Annotated in this window: 14 protein-coding genes; 4 read left to right on the top strand and 10 right to left on the bottom strand. The window is 68.8% G+C overall.

What is annotated here, in order from left to right; genetic code table 11:
• Positions 1 to 6: 6 nt before the first annotated feature.
• From V6X63_RS06205 to deoD, 7 genes are all read right to left on the bottom strand, one after another.
• Positions 7 to 894, bottom strand: a complete 888-nt coding sequence (locus V6X63_RS06205) for an HlyC/CorC family transporter (protein ID WP_367965903.1) — start codon at positions 892 to 894, stop codon at positions 7 to 9.
• Positions 895 to 993: 99 nt separating this feature from the next.
• Positions 994 to 1,437 carry an rRNA maturation RNase YbeY gene (gene ybeY, locus V6X63_RS06200; protein WP_367965902.1) on the bottom strand — a complete coding sequence of 148 codons (444 nt, stop codon included), beginning with the start codon at positions 1,435 to 1,437 and terminating at the stop codon, positions 994 to 996.
• A gap of 7 nt (positions 1,438 to 1,444) precedes the next feature.
• A complete protein-coding gene (locus V6X63_RS06195; RefSeq protein ID WP_367978425.1) occupies positions 1,445 to 2,464 on the bottom strand; it encodes a PhoH family protein in 1,020 nt (339 codons plus the stop codon).
• Positions 2,461 to 3,831: a tRNA (N6-isopentenyl adenosine(37)-C2)-methylthiotransferase MiaB gene (gene miaB / locus V6X63_RS06190; RefSeq protein ID WP_367965900.1), complete on the bottom strand. Its 1,371-nt coding sequence runs from the start codon at positions 3,829 to 3,831 to the stop codon at positions 2,461 to 2,463. The genes V6X63_RS06195 and miaB overlap by 4 nt, the downstream gene beginning before the upstream one ends.
• Positions 3,832 to 3,875: 44 nt before the next feature.
• Positions 3,876 to 5,312 (bottom strand): mannose-1-phosphate guanylyltransferase/mannose-6-phosphate isomerase, encoded by a 1,437-nt coding sequence (locus V6X63_RS06185; protein WP_367965899.1) that lies wholly within the window; start codon positions 5,310 to 5,312, stop codon positions 3,876 to 3,878.
• Positions 5,309 to 6,664 carry a UDP-glucose dehydrogenase family protein gene (locus tag V6X63_RS06180; protein WP_367965898.1) on the bottom strand — a complete coding sequence of 452 codons (1,356 nt, stop codon included), beginning with the start codon at positions 6,662 to 6,664 and terminating at the stop codon, positions 5,309 to 5,311. The genes V6X63_RS06185 and V6X63_RS06180 overlap by 4 nt, the downstream gene beginning before the upstream one ends.
• Positions 6,665 to 6,682: 18 nt before the next feature.
• Positions 6,683 to 7,396: a purine-nucleoside phosphorylase gene (deoD, locus tag V6X63_RS06175; RefSeq protein WP_367965897.1), complete on the bottom strand. Its 714-nt coding sequence runs from the start codon at positions 7,394 to 7,396 to the stop codon at positions 6,683 to 6,685.
• A gap of 151 nt (positions 7,397 to 7,547) precedes the next feature.
• Here deoD and V6X63_RS06170 point away from each other — a divergent pair, with 151 nt between their 5' ends.
• From V6X63_RS06170 to V6X63_RS06160, 3 genes are read left to right on the top strand one after another with little or no spacing between them, the layout of a single operon-like run.
• A complete protein-coding gene (locus tag V6X63_RS06170) occupies positions 7,548 to 8,147 on the top strand; it encodes an HAD family hydrolase (RefSeq protein WP_367965896.1) in 600 nt (199 codons plus the stop codon).
• Between the two features lies 1 nt (position 8,148).
• Positions 8,149 to 10,764 carry an AMP-binding protein gene (locus V6X63_RS06165; RefSeq protein ID WP_367965895.1) on the top strand — a complete coding sequence of 872 codons (2,616 nt, stop codon included), beginning with the start codon at positions 8,149 to 8,151 and terminating at the stop codon, positions 10,762 to 10,764.
• On the top strand, positions 10,761 to 13,361 hold the full coding sequence (locus V6X63_RS06160; protein WP_367965894.1) for a cation-translocating P-type ATPase: 2,601 nt from the start codon (positions 10,761 to 10,763) through the stop codon (positions 13,359 to 13,361). Before V6X63_RS06165 ends, V6X63_RS06160 begins: the two co-directional genes overlap by 4 nt.
• On the opposite strand, the gene ssb is transcribed toward V6X63_RS06160, so the two are convergent.
• From ssb to V6X63_RS06145, 3 genes are all read right to left on the bottom strand, one after another.
• Entirely contained in the window at positions 13,358 to 13,816 is a 459-nt protein-coding gene (gene ssb, locus V6X63_RS06155; RefSeq protein WP_367965893.1) for a single-stranded DNA-binding protein, read from the bottom strand. The genes V6X63_RS06160 and ssb overlap by 4 nt on opposite strands.
• Before the next feature lie 103 nt (positions 13,817 to 13,919).
• On the bottom strand, positions 13,920 to 15,644 hold the full coding sequence (locus V6X63_RS06150; RefSeq protein WP_367978424.1) for a bifunctional sulfate adenylyltransferase/adenylylsulfate kinase: 1,725 nt from the start codon (positions 15,642 to 15,644) through the stop codon (positions 13,920 to 13,922).
• The gene (locus V6X63_RS06145; RefSeq protein ID WP_367965891.1) at positions 15,641 to 16,846 is read right to left on the bottom strand and encodes an MFS transporter; all 1,206 of its coding nucleotides are present in this window, start codon (positions 16,844 to 16,846) and stop codon (positions 15,641 to 15,643) included. The genes V6X63_RS06150 and V6X63_RS06145 overlap by 4 nt, the downstream gene beginning before the upstream one ends.
• 100 nt (positions 16,847 to 16,946) lie before the next feature.
• Here V6X63_RS06145 and uvrA point away from each other — a divergent pair, with 100 nt between their 5' ends.
• Entirely contained in the window at positions 16,947 to 19,787 is a 2,841-nt protein-coding gene (gene uvrA / locus V6X63_RS06140) for an excinuclease ABC subunit UvrA (protein ID WP_367978423.1), read from the top strand.
• Positions 19,788 to 19,809 lie beyond the last annotated feature (22 nt).

The following is a 19,809-nucleotide window of genomic DNA, read 5'->3' as shown; positions in this document are numbered from 1 at the left end:
GCAGGCTCAGACGTCGTCATCACCGTCCACCGAAGTACCGGCGCCGGGCTGTGGCGTGACCATGAGCAGATGCACCCGGCGACTGTCGGCGCGGACCACGTCGAAGCGCAGATCGTCGAGCAGCAGGTGTTCGCCGCGGCGCGGGACGTGACCGAAGCCGTTGGCGACCAGTCCGCCGATGGTGTCGAACTCCTCGTCGCTGAACCGGGTGCCGAAGTGCTCGTTGAAGGTGTCGATGGGGGTCAGGGCCTTGACCACCGTCCGGCCATCCTCGGTGCGGTTGAGGATCCACGAGGTCTCGTCAAGGTCGTGCTCGTCGTCGATCTCGCCGACGATCTGCTCGATGACATCCTCGATGGTGACAATGCCCGCCAGGCCGCCGTACTCATCGACCACGATGGCGAGGTGATTCCTGCTCTCCTGAAAGAGTTTGAGCAGGGCATCCAGGCGTTTGCTCTCGGGGATGAACAGCGCCGGCCGCAGCAGCTCCCGCAGGTGGAATTCCCGCTGGTGCTGCGGGTCGAGGTAGGGCAGCAGGTCCTTGGCGATGAGAATGCCGATGACATCATCCCGGCTGTCACCGGTGACGGGAAAGCGCGAGTGCCCGCTCTCGATGATCGTCGGCAGCAGGTCCCAGACCGATTCCGAGCGACGCAGCAGCGAGACCTTGGAGCGCGGGATCATGACATCGCGCGCCTGCAGCTCCGCCACATGCAGGACGCCCTCACACATGGACAGGGCGTCAGCATCAAGGATACTGCGATTATGGGCCCCCCGCAGGATCTGGATCAGGCCCTCGCGATCGCGTGGCTCCTGCCCACCCAACGCCCGGCCGATACGCTCCAGCCAGTTGCCCTGACTGGCGTCGGTACTCCCGGATTGGTCGTCGTTCATGCTTCTCTTCGTGTGCCTCGGTTGGCGACCGGTCGGTCGATGGGTTAGCGCGCTGATCCGCAGCACCCTAACCGATCGATCCGCGGTCCACCCCCGGGCTCATGCATACGGATCGGGCCACCCGAGCCGCGCCATGATGGCCCGCTCTTCGCCCTCCATGCACTCCGCTTCCACGCTAGTCATATGATCAAAGCCAAGCAAGTGCAAGACGCCGTGAATCGTCAGATGGGCCCAGTGCGCGCGCCCGGTCTTGCCCTGCTCGGCGGCCTCGCGGATCACCACCGGGGCGCAGATCACCAGATCGCCCAGCAGCGGCAGGTCCACCCCGGCCGGCAGCTCCGCCGGAAACGAGAGCACATTGGTCGGGCGGTCCCGGTCACGGTAATCGCGGTTGAGCATGCGGCTTTCGTCCTCGTCGACCAGCCGGATGGCCAGCTCCCAGTCATCCCGACGACCCTCGGTGGCCGCCGCCACCCAGCGGCGGAAATCCGCGGTGTCGGGCACCGGTGCGGCGGTCGCGCACTGCAGGTCGAGATCGGGCATGTCGGAATCAGTGGCCGGCGGTGTCGTCTTCGCGCCGGTCGTAGGCACGCACGATGCGCTGGACCAGATCATGCCGCACCACGTCGTGGGCATTGAAGAAGGTGAAGCTCACGCCGTTCACCTCGTGCAGCACGTCCACGGCATCGCGCAGCCCCGAGGTCTTGCCCGGCGGCAGATCGATCTGCGTGACATCGCCGGTGACCACCGCGGTCGATCCGAAGCCGAGCCGGGTGAGGAACATCTTCATCTGCTCGACGGTGGTGTTCTGCGCCTCATCGAGGATGATGAACGCCCCGTTGAGGGTCCGGCCGCGCATGTAGGCCAGTGGAGCCACTTCGATGACGTTGCGCTCGATGAGCTTGTTGACACGCTCGAAGCCGAGCATCTCGAAGAGCGCGTCGTAGAGCGGCCGCAGGTAGGGATCCACCTTCTGGGCCAGATCGCCGGGCAGGAAACCCAGCCGCTCGCCGGCCTCCACCGCCGGGCGCACCAGCACCAGGCGCTGGACCCGGTCCTGCTGCAGGGCCTCGACGGCGCAGGCCACGGCCAGGTAAGTCTTGCCGGTACCGGCGGGACCCACACCGAAGTTCAGGTCATGGCGCTGGATCGACTCGAGGTAGGCCCGCTGGTTGGGGCCACGGCCCCGGATCATTCCCTTGCGGGTGCGGATGGTCACGCCCTCGGGGGACGACGCCTCGACGCCCGCCTCGCCCTGCGCGCCGTCATCCGGGCCGAGGGCATCCGCCGCCTCCGCCTCGGCGGTGCGCAGCTGCAGGTGGACATTCTCGGCGCCGATCAGCTCCCGCGCGGTATGGTCGTAGAGCGCCCGGATCACATCGGTGGCCACGCTGGCCGCCTCGTCATCGCCGATGATGCGGAAGCGGTGCCCGCGATTCTCGATCTCCACGCCCAGCCGACGCTCCACCTGACGCAGGTTCTCATCGAACTGGCCGCAGAGATTGGCCAGCCGCTCGTTGTCGGCCGGTGCCAGGGTGAAATCCACGGCGTCGGGGTGCTGGGCGGTCAAGCCGACTCCAGCCGCGCGAGCTCGGGCTCGCGCTCGATATCAATGTCGATCAGCTCGCCGCGCAGGGAATGCGCCAGCGCCTCGGTGATGCGCACCTTCACGAACCGGCCGATGAGACGCCGGTTGCCCGGGAAATTGACCACCCGGTTATTGGCGGTGCGGCCCTTGATCTCGGTGTCATCGCGGCGCGAGACACCATCCACCAGCACCGACTCGACCCGTCCCACCATGGCCTGGCTGATGGCCCGGGCGTTGCGATCGAGCAGGGCCTGCAGGCGCTGCAGCCGGGCCTTCTTGGCCTCGCGACCGGTGGCATCGGGGAGCTGGGCGGCCGGCGTGCCGGGCCGGCGCGAGAAGATGAAACTGAACGACTGGTCGAAGCCGACCTGCTCGACCAGATCCATCGTGTCCTCGAAGTCGCGGTCCATCTCGCCGGGGAAGCCGACGATGAAGTCCGACGACAGGGTGATGTCGGGACGGGCCGCCCTCAGCCGCGCCACGAGCTCGAGGAAATGCGCCCGCGTGTGATTGCGCTTCATCAACGCCAGGATATTGTCGGAGCCGCTCTGGACCGGCAGATGCAGGTGATTGACCAGCTCCGGCACCTCGGCGTAGGCATCCACCAGGGCCTGGTTGAAGTCGAGCGGATGCGAGGTGGTGAAGCGGATCCGGTCGATGCCGTCGATGGCCGCGATGTAGTGGATCAGCAACGCCAGATCGGCGGCCTCGCCGGCGGGTCCCTCGGCGGCATAGCCATTGACGTTCTGCCCCAGCAGGGTGACTTCGCGGATCCCCTGCTCGGCGAGCTCGGCACATTCGGCGAGCACGTCCTCGAACGGCCGGCTGATCTCCTCACCCCGGGTGTAGGGCACCACGCAGAAGCTGCAGTACTTGCTGCAGCCCTCCATGATCGAGACGAACGCCGTCGGACCCTCGGCGCGGGGCTCGGGGAGGCGATCGAATTTCTCGATCTCGGGAAAACTCACATCCACCACGGCCCGGCCCGACTCGCGGGCACGGCCGACCATGTCGGGCAGCCGATGCAGTGTCTGCGGGCCGAAGACCATGTCCACGAACGGCGCCCGCTCGACGATGGCCGCCCCTTCCTGGCTCGCCACGCAGCCGCCGACGCCGATCAGCAGATCCGGGTGCGTCTCCTTCAGGGCCCGCCAGCGACCGAGCTCGGAGAACACCTTCTCCTGCGCCTTCTCGCGGATCGAACAGGTATTGAGCAGGATGACGTCCGCCTCTTCCGGCGTCTTCACCCGCTCGTAATCGCCCTCGGCAGCCAGCACGTCGACCATCTTGATCGAGTCGTACTCGTTCATCTGACAGCCGTGTGTGCGCACGTAAACCTTCTGCGTCATGGCGGGCAGAATACTAGGGCCGCCGCAGGCGGACAATCCACCGATCAGCGGCCATAGACATCCTCCAGCCGGGTGATGTCGTCCTCGCCCAGATAGCTGCCGGACTGCACCTCCACCAGCTCGAGAGGGATCATCCCGGGATTGTCCAGACGATGGACGGTCCCCAGCGGGATATAGGTCGACTGATCCTCGCCGAGCAGAAACTCCTCCTCGCCGCAGGTCACCCGGGCCGTGCCGCGGACGACCACCCAGTGCTCGGCGCGGTGGTGGTGCATCTGCAGCGACAGCCGGCAGCCGGGATTGACGACGATGCGCTTGACCTGGAACCGCTCGGCCCGGACCAGGCCCTCATAGCTCCCCCAGGGCCGATGCACCTGGCGATGCTCCACCGCCTCGGTGCGCCCGCCATCCTGCAGGCGCTGGACGATCTGCTTGACGGCATGGACCTGGTCGCGCGGGGCGACCAGCACCGAGTCGGCGGTCTCCACCACGACATGGTCTTCCAGGCCCACCGTCGCCACCAGACGACTCTCGGCGCGCACGTAGTTGTTGCGGCTCGACTCGGCGATGACATCGCCGAGCAGGACATTGCCCTCGGCATCGCGCTCGCCGGCCTCCATGAGCGTCGCCCACGAGCCCAGATCGCTCCAGCCGGCATCCAGCGGCAGGGTCACGGCGGCGTCGGTATGCTCCATGACCGCATAGTCGATGGAATCCGACGGACAGCGCGCGAAGGCCGCCTCCGCGAGGCGGATGAAGTCGAGGTCGTGCTCAGCATCGGCGAGGGCCGCCTCGCAGGCCTCGACGATGGCCGGGGCATGGCGCTGCAGCTCCTCGAGATAGCGCGAGGCACGCATCACGAACATGCCCGAGTTCCAGTAGAAACGCCCGGTTCCGACATAGGCCTCCGCCGTGGCGGCGTCGGGTTTCTCGACAAAGCGCCGCACCGCATGGGCCGGGCCGCCCTCGACGGCCTCGCCGGCCTCGATGTAGCCATAGCCGGTCTCCGGGCGGGTCGGGACGATGCCGAAGGTGACCAGGTAACCGGCCCGCGCCGCGGCCACGGCATCGGTGATGGCCGCGCGCAGCGCCCCGGGCTCACCCACCAGATGGTCGGCGGGGAACACCGCCAGGACGGCGTCCTCGGCCCCGCGCAGCGCCTGCAGGGCCGCCGTGGCCACCGCCGGGGCGGTGTTGCGGCCCACCGGCTCCAGCAGGATCCGGGCGGCGCCGAGCGGGTTGTCGCGCAGCTGTTCGGCCACCAGGAAGCGATGTTCCTGGTTGCAGACCACCATGGGCGAGTCGAGGCCAGCGACGCCCTCGAGCCGCGCCACGGTCTGCTGGACCAGCGTGTTGCCACTGGCCGCGACATCCAGGAACTGCTTGGGGTAGCGCTCACGGGACAGCGGCCAGAGCCGCGATCCCACGCCGCCGGAGAGGATCACCGGATGGACCGGCATGCCTGCATCGATGCTGCTCATGTCGCAGGCTCTCCATCGCCCGGTGCCACCGGCGGCCGGCCGATGGCGTAGTAGTGAAAGCCGAGCCCGGCCAGGATGGCCGGGTCGTAGAGATTGCGCCCGTCGAAGATGACCGGTGCTGACAGACGCTCGCGGACGAGCTCGAAATCCGGGCTGCGGAAGAGGTTCCACTCGGTCATCACGATCAGGGCATCGGCATCCGCGAGGGCCGCCTCGGGACTATCGCAGAGGGTGAGTGCCGACCGGTCGCCGTACAGGCGCCGGGTCTCCGGCATGGCCTTCGGGTCGAAGGCCTGCACCATCGCCCCGGCCTCCCAGAGCGACTCCATCAGCCGCCGACTGGCCGCCTCGCGCATATCGTCGGTGTTGGGCTTGAAGGAAAGCCCCCAGAGCGCGAAACGCTTGCCGCTGAGCGCACCGGCGTAGTGGTCGCGGATGCGGTTGAACACGTAGTGCTTCTGGCGGTCGTTGACCTCCTCCACCGCCTGCAGCAGTTGCGGGACATAATCCACGTCATGGGCGGTGCGCGCCAGCGCCTGGACATCCTTGGGAAAACACGAGCCGCCATAGCCGGCGCCGGGGTAGATGAAGTGATAGCCGATGCGCGGATCAGAGCCGATGCCGATGCGCACCCGCTCGATGTCCGCGCCCACCCGGTCGGCGATATTGGCGAGCTCGTTCATGAAGCTGATCTTGGTGGCGAGCATGGCATTGGCGGCGTATTTGGTGAGCTCCGCCGAGCGCACATCCATGCTGATCAGCCGGTCGTGGTTGCGGTTGAACGGCGCATAGAGGGCATGCAGCTTCTCGCGGGCCACGGCGTCATCGCAGCCCACGATGACCCGCTCGGGCTTCATGAAGTCCTCCACCGCGGCGCCTTCCTTGAGGAACTCCGGGTTGGAGACCACCGCATAGCGCACCGCGACGCCGCGCTCGGCGAGCCGCCGCTCCACCGTCTCGCGGACGCGGTCGGCCGTGCCCACCGGCACCGTGGACTTGTCGACGATGACCTTGTCGTCCTCCATCCAGGTGGCGATGGTGTCGGCCACCGTCAGCACATGACGCAGATCGGCGGAGCCGTCCTCGTCGGGTGGCGTGCCCACGGCGATGAACTGGAACTGGCCATGGTGGACGGCGGTGTCGGCGTCGGTGGTGAAGCGCAGCCGGCCGGCCTCGCGGTTACGCACCACCATGCCCTCCAGGCCCGGCTCGTAGATGGGGATCTCGCCACGGTTGAGCGCGGCGATCTTGTCGGCATCCACATCGACGCAGATGACGTCGTTCCCCACCTCGGCAAAGCACGCCCCGGTCACGAGGCCGACGTACCCGGTTCCGAAAATGGTGATTCTCATTGTCTTCCCCCGTCGCCGTCAGTCGGCATTCACGGCGGCCTCAAGCGCCACCTTCATCATGTCCTGGAAGCTGTTCTGACGCTCCTCGGCACTGGTGGACGCGCCGGTGACCACATGATCGCTCACCGTGAGCACACTGACGGCGCGCTTGCCGGCCTCGGCCGCGGCACCGTAGAGCCCGGCGGCCTCCATTTCCACGGCCAGGATGCCGTGGGCCTTCATCATGTCGAAGAACGACGGCGTCGGGTTGTAGAACAGCTCCGAGGAGAAGACATTGCCGATGCGCGGGGCGATGCCGGCGGAGCGGGCGGCATCGACGGTGGCCTCGAGCAGGCCGTAGTCGGCGATCGCGGCGAAGTCACAGCCCCCGAAACGCGTGCGGTTGACGCTGGAGTCAGTTGAGGCGCCCATGGCGATGATGATGTCGCGCACTTCCACGTCGGGGCGCACGCCGCCGCAGGTGCCGACGCGGATGATCTTCTCGACCCGGTATTCGTTGAACAGCTCGAAGGCGTAGATGGACATGGACGGGATGCCCATGCCCGAGCCCATCACCGAGACCGGTGTGTCGCCGTAGCGGCCGGTAAAGCCGAGCATGTTGCGGGTGCTGGTGACCTCCCGCACGTCCTCCAGGTAGTTCTCGGCAATGACCTTGGCACGCAGGGGATCGCCCGGCATGAGGACGGTCTCGGCAAAATCGCCTGGCTCGGCACTGATATGGGGGGTGGCCATGAGGGTCAGCTCCTTGTCCCGTTGTCTCTGGTGTTCGCGAGACGGAACTCTACTGAGTCGACGCGGTGCTGACCAGTCGCCAACCGGCGCCGGCGTGCATCCCCGCCGGACTGGCGGCAGAATGCGGGGTTCACTCTTGTGAGTAATTTTCATGACAACCACCCGCCCCCTGGCGCTTTTTGACCTGGATGGCACGCTCACCCGGCGCGATACGCTGAGTGATCTGCTGTTCCATCAGTTCGGCCTCGGCCGCTGCCTGGCGGCGGGCGTGCGGCTGTCACCCTGGCTCCTCGGGGTGCCGGCGGGCATCGTCGATCGTGATACCGCCAAGGTGCATGTCCTGCGGCATTTCTTCGGCGGGCTCACCGAGGCGGAGTTCACGGCCATCGGGCGGCAGTACGCCCTCAATCACCTGCATGAACTGCTGCGCCCGCTGGCCCGGGAGCAACTCGACTGGCACCGCACCTCCGGCCACCGGGTGATCGTGATCTCCGCGTCGGTCAGCGAATGGATCCGGCCGTGGACCGAGTCCATGGGCATCGAGCTGATCGCCACCGAGCTGGAGCGCCGGGACGGGCGCATCACCGGCAACCTGGCGGGGACGAACTGCCGCGGCCCGGAGAAGGTCCGACGTCTCAGAGAAGTCCTGGACCCGGACGCCTATCACCCGATCCACGCCTACGGGGACAGCCGCGGGGATACCGAGATGCTGGCATTGGCCGACCACCCGACCTACCGGGGACTGCGCTGACATGTCGACGATGAGCGTACCGGCCCTGATCCACGCCGCCGAGGTGAGTCGGGATCAGACCGCGCTGCTCGCCTTCACCGCCCACGGGCCCCGGCGGATGAGCCGCGGCGAGCTGCTGGATAGCGCCGCGCAGCTCGCCTCGACATTCCGGGACGCCGGCCTCGGCCGGGGCGACCGGATCATGATCCAGGCACCCAACAGCGTCGAGTGGGTCGTCATCGCCCTCGCCACGCTGATCAACGGCAGCATCCTGGTGCCGGTGGATGCCCAGATGGGCACCGCCGACCTTGCCCATGTGCTCGCGGATGCCGACCCGGCCCGCGTCTACACCACCGCGGCCCTGCGCCAGTCGCTGCCGGCGAGCCTCCCGGCACGGGTCGTCGAGCTCGACACGCTGACCCTGCCAGCGCCGGATACGCCCGCCGACGCCATGACGGCGGTTGCCGCCGCGCCCGAGGACGTGGCCGCGGTGTTCTACACCTCCGGCACCACCGGCCCGCCCAAGGGCGTGCCCCTCACCCATGCCAACCTGGCCAGCAATGTCCAGGGACTGCTCGAGGAACGGATCGCCGGCGCCGATGACCGGGTCCTGCTTCCGCTGCCACTGCATCATGTCTACCCCTTCAGCATCGGCCTGCTCACGGTCCTCACCGTGGGGGCGACGCTCATCATGCCCCGCTCGCTGGTCGGGCCGCGCATCGCCGAGGCCCTGGGCGAGGGCGGAGCGACCATCCTGCTCGGCGTACCACGACTCTATGAGGCCCTGTGGACCCGCCTGGAGAGTCGTCTGACCGGCGGCAGCGCGTCACGCCGGCGGCTGCTGCACGGTGTCGTGCGGTTCTGCAATGGCGTCGAGGCGAGGCTCGGGCACCAGCCAGGGCGCTGGCTGTTCCGGCCGGTGATGAAGCGGCTCGCCCCATGCCTCCGCCTGGCGGTCAGTGGCGGCGCCGCCCTTGATCCAGCCATCGGCGGCCGACTGCAGGCACTGGGCTGGACGGTGGCCACGGGGTACGGACTCACCGAGACCTCGCCCATCCTCACCCTGAACGCGCCGGGCGAGGCCCGCCTCGACACCGCCGGGCGGCCGCTGCCCGGGGTATCGCTGCGCATCGTCGACGGCGAGGTCCGGGCCCGCGGGCCGAACGTCTTCGCCGGCTACTGGAACGACCCGGTGGATCCCGACGAGGTATTCGATGCCGAGGGCTGGTTCCGGACCGGGGATGCCGGACACATCGACGACGACGGCTATCTGCATCTCGCCGGCCGGCTGTCCTCAACCATCGTGCTGCCGGGTGGCGAGAACATCGACCCGGAGCGCATCGAGCGGGTGCTGAACGCCAGGCCGGCGATCCGCGAGGCTGGCGTGCTGGACGCCGGCGGCCGGCTGGTCGCCGTCGTGGTCCCCGAACCGGATGCCGAGGGCGTTCCGCAGGCTGAAGCCGGGGCGGCGGTGGATGCGGCGCAGGGTGAACTGCCCGGCCATCATGCCCTGGGCGATGTGCAGTTCAGCGCCGATCCGCTGCCGCGCACGCGCCTCGGCAAGCTGCGGCGCCCCCACCTGGCGCGTCTCTATGACGATCTCCGGGCCGGCAAGCGGCACGTGGAACAGCGTCCCATCGACCCCGAGGACATGGCTCCGGAGGATCAGGCACTGCTCGCCGATACCACCGCCGCCGCCACCTGGCAGTACCTGACCGAGCGATTCGGTGATCATCGTCTGACGCCGGACAGCCGCCTGAGCCGCGATCTGGGTCTGGACTCGCTGAGCTGGGTGGACATGGGCATCGCCCTGCGCGATCGGGCCGGCGTGGAACTGGGCGACGAGGCCATCGGCCGTGTCGAGACGGTCCGCGATCTGCTCCAGGAGGTCATCCAGGCCGACCAGGCCATGAGCGATGACGACCGTGCCGGCCAGTCCCTGATCCAGGCGCTGCAGTCGCCGGAGATGTGGCTGAATGATGCCGACCGGCGGGCCCTCGCCCCGCGTGGCCCCCTGCGCCACGGCGCCGCCCGCGTGGCCCTGGGCGGATGTCGGCTGCTCAACCGGCTGTTCACGCGGATCGAGATCGATGGCGAATGGCCCGAAGGCGGTCCGTTCCTGATCACGCCGCGGCATACCAGCGCCTACGATCCCATCGCCCTGACCGCAACGCTGTCGCGGGAACGCATGGAACCGCTTTTCTGGGCCGGGTGGACCGGACTGCTTTTCTCCTCGGCCTGGCGACGCGCCTTCAGCCGAATCGCCCGGATTCTGCCCATCGACCCCGGCGCCGCACCGCGACGCAGCCTGGCGCTGGCCGCGGCCACCCTGGAGCGGGGCCACTCACTGGTCTGGTTCCCGGAAGGCCAGCGGGGGACCGATCAGTCGCTGCAACCGCTCCGGCCGGGCATCGGCCTGCTGCTGGCCGCCCATCCCGTCCCGGTGGTGCCGGTCTGGATCGAGGGCACGCGCGAGGTCCTGCCGGTCGGACATCTCCTGCCAAGGCGTGGCCGGGTCCGGATCCGTATCGGTGAGGCGATCAGCCCAAGTCGGTATGGCAGCGACCGGCGTCATATCGTGGAATGCGTGGGAGAAGCCCTGAGCGCCCTGGGCGACGAGGACCGATCCGACGAATGACTGAGCAGGCCTGGCACAAGCGCTCTCCCGAGACCGTGGCCAGGCAGCTTGAGGTGAACCCGGCAAGGGGCCTCGATCGCCAGACCGTCAGCCGTCGATACCGGCACTACGGCGCCAACCGTCTGGCCGGTCGCCGGCAGCGCCACCCCCTGCGCATCCTGCTGCGCCAGTTCCGCAGCATCGTCATCCTCGTGCTGACGGTGGCCGGCCTGCTGGCGCTGCTGCTCGGCCACCACGTCGAGGCCGCCGCCGTGATGGCCGTGGTGGTCATCAATACGCTCATCGGTTTTTTCTCGGAATGGCGGGCGGCCCGCTCCATGGCCGCACTCCAGGGGCTGCAGGCGGACCGGGTGCGGGTGCGCCGCGCCGGCCGCAGCGAGGAGATCGCGGCGACCGAACTGGTGCCCGGTGATGTGCTGCTGCTGAGCGAGGGCGATCTCGTGCCCGCCGATGCCCGGGTGGTGGAGGCCGAGGGCCTGCAGTGCGATCAGGCCGCGCTGACCGGCGAATCGGTGCCGGTCAGCAAGACCGCCGACGCGGTCGCGGCGGATACGCCCCTCGCCGAGCGCCAGGGCATGCTCTACAAGGGCACGACGCTGACCCGCGGCGCCGGGGTGGCCATTGTGACCGCCATCGGGATGGATACTGAACTCGGCACCATCGCCGATCTCACCGCCTCGGCCCGATCCACTGCCACGCCCCTGCAGGCCCGGCTCGACCAGCTCGGTCATCGGCTGGCCTGGGTGGTGCTGGCCCTGGCGCTGGGGCTCGCCGCCCTGGGTCTTCTGGCTGGCCGCGATATGCTGGTGATGGTGGAGACCGCCATCGCCCTGGGTGTCGCGGCCGTGCCTGAGGGCCTGCCCATCGTCGCCACTCTGGCGCTGGCCCGCGGCATGTGGCTGATGGCCCGCCGCAATGCCCTCATCAACCATCTCGCGGCGGTGGAGACGCTGGGATCCACCGGCATCATCCTCACCGACAAGACCGGCACACTCACCGCCAACCGCATGCACCTGGAGACGCTGGTGCTGCCGCCGGACGTCGAGGACGAGACGGCGGCCCGGCGGCGGGCACTGGCCGTGGGGGTACTGTGCAGCAACGCCGAGCTGGCCGCCGACAGCGACGACGGCGCGGATCATGGCGATCCGATGGAAATCGCGCTGCTGGAAGCAGGCCGGGAGGCCGGAATCCACCGCGGGCAGCTGATCGACGACTGCCCCGAGGTCTATGAACAGCCCTTCGATGCCGAGCGCATGATGATGGCCACCTGTCACGAGACATCCGGCGACGGCCTGCGTGTCGCGGTGAAAGGCGCGCCCGAGGCCGTACTGGCGGCGAGTGACATGGATGAGGCCGGGCGCGATGAATGGCGGGCGCGGGTGGAGGAGCTCGCCGGCGGTGGGCTGCGCCCGCTGTTACTGGCCGAGCGCGGCATTGGTGCCGTGCCGGATGACCCCGATCAGCTCTATCAGGCCCTGCAGCCGGTCGGCCTTGCCGGGCTGATGGACCCACCGCGGCCGGGCGTCGCCGATGCCGTGGCGGCCTGCCAGCGGGCGGGCGTGCAGGTGATCATGGTCACCGGCGACCAGGCCGCCACCGCCCGGGCCATCGCCGCGGCGGTGGGCATCGGGACGGCCGAGGATCTGCGTGTCGTGGAGGGCCAGGATCTGGGCGACGGCGACGGGGACGGATCCGGGACCGATGCAACCGCGATCACCGAGGCGCAGGTGTTCGCCCGGGTCACCCCCGCCCAGAAGCTCGACCTCGTCACCGCCTTCCAGGACGCCGGCTACGTGGTGGCCATGACCGGCGATGGCGTCAACGACGCACCGGCGCTCAAGAAAGCGGATATCGGCATCGCCATGGGCCAGCGCGGCACCGATGCCGCCCGCGAGGTGGGCGACATCATCCTCCAGGACGACCGCTTCGAGCGCATCGTCACCGCCATCCGGCACGGCCGCGGCATATTCGCCAACATCCGCCGCTCACTCATGTTCATGCTCTGCACCAACTTCGCCGAGGTGGCGGGCGTCGCCCTGGCGACCCTGGCGGGCGCCCCGCTGCCGCTGCTGCCGCTGCAGATCCTCTATCTCAACCTGCTGACCGACGTCTTTCCGGCCCTGGCGCTCGCCGTGGGCGCCGCGCCGGCCAACGTCATGCAGCAACCGCCACGGCCCGCCGGCGAGGCGATTCTCACCCGCCGCCACTGGCTGGCCATCGGGGCCTGGAGCGCGGTCATCGCGGCGACCATCCTGGCGGTGCTCTACCTGGCACTGACCGCGCTCGGACTCGATCAGGCCAGTGCCGTGACCGTCTCATTCCTGACACTGGGCTTCAGCAAGCTGTGGTTCGTGTTCGCGCTCAGGGAACCGGCGACGGCGCTGTGGCGGGGGACGGTGGCCGGCAACCCATGGATCTGGGTGTCACTGGGCGTCTGCGGGGTGCTGCTGGCGGCGGCGGTGTATCTGCCCGGTCTCGACCGGGTCCTCGGCACCGCCCCCATCGGCGGCGCCGGCTGGCTGCTGGTGATCGCGGCCAGCCTGGTGCCGCTGATGATCGGCGAGCTCCGGCGGCTCGCCCTGGCGATCCGCCCCTAGAACGGGATGTCGTCGTCGAAGTCGTCGGCGGGGGCGGTCTGCGGCGCGGGCTCGGCACTGGATGCCGGTGCCGCCTGATTCATTCCGCCGCCGGCACTGCCGCCCATGCCGCCGCCACCGGCGCCGTCGAGCATCTGCATGTCATTGACCACCACCTCGGTGGTGTAGCGATCCTGGCCGTCCTGGCCCTGCCACTTGCGGGTCTGCAGGCGCCCTTCGACGAACACCTTGGAGCCTTTTTTCAGATACTCGCCCGAGATCTCGGCCAGGCGGCCGAAGAACACCAGGCGATGCCACTCCGTGCGCTCCTGCTGCTCGCCGGTCTGGCGATCCTTCCACTGGTCGGTGGTGGCCAGCCGCGCGTTCGTGATCGCGCTGCCGGATGCCGAATAGCGCACCTCGGGATCGGCCCCGAGATTGCCGATGAGAATGACCTTATTGACTCCTCGCGCCATGACTTCCTCCGTTGACGGGTTGCGCGCGGGCCGCTGCGGCCCGCGCTGGACATTCGCACTCTACGCGTTCCGGCCGCCATGCCAAATGCCGGCCGACGAGCGGCTAGCGCAGATCGATGAAGCCCAGGCTCTCGAGCTTGAGCAGGACCTTCTGCGCGGCCTCTTCCACCGTGCAGTCCGTGGTATCAATGCGCAGCTCCGGCGCCTTGGGGGCCTCATAGGGGTCATCGATGCCGGTGAAGCCCTTGATCAGGCCCGCCCGGGCTTTGGCATAAAGCCCCTTGCGGTCACGCCGCTCGCACTCCTCGAGCGGCGTGGCGACATGGATCTCGATGAACCCGCCATTGGCGCCCTCGGCCATCTCCCGGACCGCCCCCCGCGTGGCCGCATAGGGGGCGATGGGCGCGCAGATGGCGACGCCGCCGTTGCGGGTGATCTCGGCGGCGACAAAGCCGATGCGGCGGATGTTGAGGTCGCGGTGTTCCTTGGAGAAGCCCAGCTCGCTGGACAGGTGCTTGCGCACGACGTCGCCGTCGAGCAGCGTCACCGGTCGGCCGCCCCGCTCCATGAGCTTGACCATCACGGCATTGGCGATGGTGGACTTCCCGGAGCCGGACAACCCGGTGAAGAACAGCGTGAAGCCCTGTCGCGCCCGCGGCGGATAGGTCTTGCGGAGTTCCTGGACCACCTCGGGGTAGCCGAACCAGTCCGGGATCTCCAGGCCCTCGCGCATGCGGCGGCGGAACTCGGTGCCGGAGATGTTCATCACCGTCTCGCTGGCCTCGTCCACCTCGTCGATGGGCGCATAGCCGGCCCGCTCCTGGACATAGACCATCATGCGGAAGGGCACCATCTCAATGCCCAGTTCGTCGGCATGCCGGGTGACCAGATCCTGGGCGTCGTAGGGGCCGTAGATCTCCTCGCCGCGGCTGTCCTTGCCGGGGCCGGCATGATCGCGCCCCACGATGAGATGGGTGCAGCCGTAATTGCGGCGGATGATGGCATGCCAGACGGCCTCGCGCGGGCCGCCCATGCGCATGGCCAGCGGCAGCAGCGAGAGCGCCGTGGTCTGCTCGGGATATTTCTGCAGCACATGCTCATAGCAGCGCACGCGTGAGTAGTGATCGACGTCACCCGGCTTGGTCATGCCCACCACCGGGTGGATGAGCAGGTTGGCCTCGGCCTGGCGGGCGGCCAGGAAGGTGAGCTCGACATGGGCGCGATGCATGGGGTTGCGGGTCTGGAACGCCACCACCCGCCGCCAGCCATTGCGCCGGAAGCGTTCGCGAAGCTCCGCCGGCGTCAGGCGCAGGTGGGTGAAGTCGTAGTGAACCGGCAGATCCAGGGCCTCGATACGGCCGCCCACATAAACCGGGTGGCTCTGCTCGCGCAGCCAGGTCACCGCCGGATGCCCCGGATCGGTGGTGCCGAAGACCCGCTCCGCCTCCACCCCGCGATCGGGCCGCCAGATGTCCGAGACCGTCAGAATGGCCAGGATCACGCCCTCGGGGTCGCGCAGCGCCACCCGATCGCCACTGGCGATCTCCCCGGCGAAGGTCTCGCTCACATCCAGGGTCACCGGCATGGGCCAGAGTGTGCCGTCAGCGAGCCGCATGTCGGTGACCACGCGCTCGTAGTCGGCCTGGCCCATGAAGCCCTCCAGCGGCGAGAAACCGCCGTTGGCGAGCAGTTCCAGGTCGCAGAGCTGGCGCCCGGTGAGATCCCAGCTGGGGTAGTCCACGGCCGCGTCCTTGGCCGCCCGGGCCGACTCGGCGTCGAGCCTCAAATCTTTGAGGCTGCCGCCATAGGGCGGGATGAGATCCGTCATGTTGTCTCCGTTTCGGTTGCCGCGGCCTCGCGGTAGGATGCCGGCGCGCTGAGCCCTACGGCCGTCAGCAGCCAGAGTCCCGCCGCGATGGCGCAGAAGATGAATACCCCGTTCACGCCAAAGGCGCCCTGGATGATGCCGCCGAACACCCCACCGAGGAAGGCGCCCAGGAACTGCGCGGTGGAGTAGACCCCCAGCGCGGTGCCCCGCAGACCATCCGGCGCGAAGCGTGTGAGCAGCGAAGGCAGGCTCGCCTCCAGGGTGTTGAAGCCGACAAAGAAAAGCCACAGCCCGACGAGCATGCCGGGCAGCCAGGCGCTGAACCCGGCGAGGACCAGGTCGGCGACGATCACGATCCCCGCCACCCCCGCCAGCAGTCGGTGCAGGATACGGCGCCGCTCGCCGATGCCGATGAGCAGCGCCATGCCCGCCACCGAGAGCACCAGCACCGGGATGTAGACCATCCAGTGATCCGCCCGCGGAATACCAAGGCGTGATTCCAGCACCACGGGCAGCACCACGAAACTCGCGGTCAGGATCAGATGCAGCACCAGCACCCCGAAGTCGAGGCGCAGCAGATCGGGCTGGCGCAGCACCACGGGCAGGCCGCCGGCGCGGGCATTGACCTCGGGCCGGAACACCCGCTCGCCACCCGCCGGCACCAGGCCATAGAGCAGCACCATGGCCACCAGCGCAAAACCGGCGGTGGCCCAGAACACGCCGGGCAGCCCGGCCCAGGCGGCAATCGCCGGGCCGGCCACCAGCGCCACCATGAAGGCGACACCCACGCTGATACCGATCAGCGCCATGGTCTTGGTGCGCTGCCGGTCGCGGGTGAGATCCGCCGCCAGCGCCATCACCGCCGCGGCGATGGCCCCGCAGCCCTGCAGCGCCCGACCGAGGATCACCCCGTAGATGCTCTCGGCCTCGGCGGCGAGGCCACTGCCAATGGCGAAGATGAGCAGGCCGAAGACGATCACCGGGCGCCGGCCGATGCGATCGGAGAGCATGCCGAAGGGGATCTGCAGGATCGCCTGGGTGAGGCCGTAGGCACCGATGGCGAGCCCCACCAGTGCCGGCGTGGCGCCGGGCAGATCGCTGCCGTAGAGGGCGAAGACCGGGAGGATCAGGAACAACCCCAGCATGCGCAGGCCGAAGATGATGGAAAGCCCCGCCGTGGCCCGGCGTTCGTCGCTGTTCATCGGCCCGGCGCCGGATCCCTTTTTGCCGTGCACGCTTGCCCCTGTCGGTCTGAGTTGCGCAGGGGCGGTATACTAACAAATTGTTTTGACCGGGAAGTCCATGGACGCCATCGTCATCGAGGGCGCGCGTACCCATAACCTGCGCGATCTGCACCTGACCCTGCCCCGCGGCAAGCTCATCGTCATCACCGGCCTGTCCGGCTCGGGCAAGTCATCGCTCGCCTTCGACACGCTCTATGCCGAGGGACAGCGTCGCTATGTGGAGTCGCTGTCGGCCTATGCGCGGCAGTTCCTGTCGATGATGGACAAGCCCGACGTCGACCATATCGAGGGCCTGTCGCCCGCCATCGCCATCGAGCAGAAGTCGACCTCGCACAACCCGCGCTCCACCGTGGGCACGGTGACCGAGATCCACGACTACCTGCGTCTGCTCTTCGCCCGCGCCGGCACACCCCACTGCCCCGACCACGGCCATGCGCTGGAGGCGCAGAGCGTGAGCGGGATGGTCGATCAGATCCTGGCCCAGCCGGGTGAACGGCGCTTCATGCTGCTCGCCCCGCGGATCCACGGGCGCAGGGGCGAGCACCGAGAGGTCTTCGCCGACCTGCGTAACCAGGGCTTCGTCCGCGCCCGGGTGGACGGCGAGGTGGTGGACCTGGACGACGTCCCCGCCCTCGACCCGCAGCGCAGCCACGACATCGAGGTGGTGGTGGATCGCTTCCGGGTCCGGCCGGACCTGGCGACGCGGCTGGCCGACTCGCTGGAGACCTGCCTGGCGCTGGGTGACGATGTCGCCCGGCTCGCGGACATGGACGATGCCACGCGCGATGAACTGGTCTTCTCGGCGCGCTATGCCTGTCCCGAATGCGGCTACTCGCTGAGCGAACTGGAGCCGCGGCTTTTCTCGTTCAACAACCCCCAGGGGGCCTGCCCCACCTGCGATGGACTGGGCGTGGAGCAGTTCTTCGATCCCGCGCGCATCGTCGCCCACCCCGAGCTCTCGCTCGCGGCCGGCGCGGTCCGTGGCTGGGACCGGCGCAACGCCTACTACGGGCAGATCATCAACGACCTGGCCGCCCACTACGGCTTTGACGTGGATACGCCATGGCGGGACCTGCCGGCCTCGATCCGCGACATCGTGCTCTATGGTAGCGGGGACGAGGTTATCCGGTTCCACTATGCCGGGGCGCGACGCGGCAGCGACCGGGCCAGCGAGCACCCCTTCGAGGGCGTGGTCAACAACATGTCGCGCCGCTATCGCGAGACCGACTCCGCTGCGGTGCGCGATGAACTGGCCCGCTACCTCACCCGCCGGACCTGCCCCGACTGCGGCGGTAGCCGCCTGAACGCCGCCGCCCGGCACGTGACGGTGGCCGACTGGACGCTGGCGGACATCAATGCTTTGTCCATCGCCGAGGCGGCCCGCGCCATGGGCGGGCTGGATCTGACCGGCGCCCGGGCCACGATCGCCGAGAGCATCCTGCGGGAGATCGACCAGCGCCTGCGCTTCCTGGTGAACGTCGGCCTCGACTATCTGAGCCTCGAGCGCAGCGCCGAGACGCTATCGGGCGGAGAAGCCCAGCGCATCCGCCTGGCCAGTCAGATCGGCGCGGGCCTGGTCGGCGTGATGTATGTCCTCGACGAGCCCTCCATCGGCCTCCATCAACGGGATAACGACCGTCTGCTGGATACCCTCCGGCACCTGCGTGATCTCGACAACACCGTCATCGTGGTGGAACACGACGAGGAGGCGATCCGTGCCGCCGACCACATCGTCGACATGGGGCCCGGGGCGGGCAGCGAGGGCGGAGCCGTGATCGCCGCCGGCGATGCGGAGGCCGTCATGCGCGCGCCGGACTCGCTGACCGGCGATTACCTCGCGGGGCGGCGCCGTATCGCCGTGCCGGCGGAGCGGCTGGCCCCCGACGACACCCGCGCCATTCACATCCGCGGCGCGCGGGGACACAACCTCCAGGCGGTGGATGCGGCCTTCCCGGCCGGCCTGATGATCGGTGTCACCGGCGTCTCCGGATCCGGCAAATCCACGCTCATCAACGACACCCTGTACCCGGCCGCTGCCGCGGCCCTGAACGGCGCCGAGCTGACCCCGGCGGACTGCGAGGCCGTGGACGGGCTCGCGCATTTCGACAAGGTCGTGGACATCGACCAGAGCCCCATCGGCCGGACGCCGCGCTCCAACCCGGCCACCTATACCGGGCTTTTCACGCCGATTCGCGAGCTCTTCGCCGCCACCGCCGAGGCGCGATCGCGTGGCTACGGCCCGGGCCGGTTCAGCTTCAACGTCCGCGGCGGGCGCTGCGAGGCCTGCCAGGGCGAAGGGGTGATCCGGGTGGCCATGCATTTCCTGCCCGATGTCTACGTCCCCTGCGACACCTGCCGGGGGGCGCGCTACAACCGTGAGACCCTGGAGATCCGCTACCGCGGTTACAGCATCGCCGAGGTCCTGGACATGAGTGTGGCCGAGGCGCTGGCGGTGTTCTCCAGCATCCCGGCCCTCGCCCGCAAGCTGCAGACGCTCATCGACGTGGGGCTGGGCTACGTCCGGCTGGGACAGAACGCGGTGACGCTCTCCGGTGGCGAGGCCCAGCGCGTCAAGCTGGCCCGGGAGCTCTCGCGCCGGGGCACCGGGCAGACGCTCTACATCCTTGATGAACCCACCACCGGGCTGCATTTCCATGACATCGCCCAGCTCCTCGAGGTGCTGCATCGGCTGCGCGACGAGGGCAACACCCTGGTGGTCATCGAGCACAACCTGGATGTCATCAAGACCTGCGACTGGCTGATTGATCTCGGCCCGGAGGGCGGCGCCGGTGGCGGGCGGATCGTCGCCACGGGCACGCCCGAGGCGGTCGCCACCGACCCGCGGTCGCATACCGGGCGGTACCTGGCGCCGCTGCTGGAGCGCACCGCACGGGCATGAAAAAGGCCGATGCCCGGACGGG

Origin of the sequence: Spiribacter onubensis (genome assembly GCF_040838425.1) — a bacterium.
Classification (GTDB): Bacteria; Pseudomonadota; Gammaproteobacteria; order Nitrococcales; family Nitrococcaceae; genus Spiribacter; species Spiribacter onubensis.
This window is presented reverse-complemented; position numbering and strand designations above follow the sequence as displayed.

Bases quoted from the DNA above. Each gene is read 5' to 3' on its own strand.
- V6X63_RS06205 (WP_367965903.1), bottom strand. From the start codon at position 894: ATGAACGACGACCAATCCGGGAGTACCGACGCCAGTCAGGGCAACTGG.
- ybeY (WP_367965902.1), bottom strand. From the start codon at position 1,437: ATGCCCGATCTCGACCTGCAGTGCGCGACCGCCGCACCGGTGCCCGAC.
- miaB (WP_367965900.1), bottom strand. From the start codon at position 3,831: ATGACGCAGAAGGTTTACGTGCGCACACACGGCTGTCAGATGAACGAG.
- V6X63_RS06185 (WP_367965899.1), bottom strand. From the start codon at position 5,312: ATGAGCAGCATCGATGCAGGCATGCCGGTCCATCCGGTGATCCTCTCC.
- V6X63_RS06180 (WP_367965898.1), bottom strand. From the start codon at position 6,664: ATGAGAATCACCATTTTCGGAACCGGGTACGTCGGCCTCGTGACCGGG.
- deoD (WP_367965897.1), bottom strand. From the start codon at position 7,396: ATGGCCACCCCCCATATCAGTGCCGAGCCAGGCGATTTTGCCGAGACC.
- V6X63_RS06170 (WP_367965896.1), top strand. From the start codon at position 7,548: ATGACAACCACCCGCCCCCTGGCGCTTTTTGACCTGGATGGCACGCTC.
- V6X63_RS06165 (WP_367965895.1), top strand. From the start codon at position 8,149: ATGTCGACGATGAGCGTACCGGCCCTGATCCACGCCGCCGAGGTGAGT.
- V6X63_RS06160 (WP_367965894.1), top strand. From the start codon at position 10,761: ATGACTGAGCAGGCCTGGCACAAGCGCTCTCCCGAGACCGTGGCCAGG.
- ssb (WP_367965893.1), bottom strand. From the start codon at position 13,816: ATGGCGCGAGGAGTCAATAAGGTCATTCTCATCGGCAATCTCGGGGCC.
- V6X63_RS06150 (WP_367978424.1), bottom strand. From the start codon at position 15,644: ATGACGGATCTCATCCCGCCCTATGGCGGCAGCCTCAAAGATTTGAGG.
- V6X63_RS06145 (WP_367965891.1), bottom strand. From the start codon at position 16,846: ATGAACAGCGACGAACGCCGGGCCACGGCGGGGCTTTCCATCATCTTC.
- uvrA (WP_367978423.1), top strand. From the start codon at position 16,947: ATGGACGCCATCGTCATCGAGGGCGCGCGTACCCATAACCTGCGCGAT.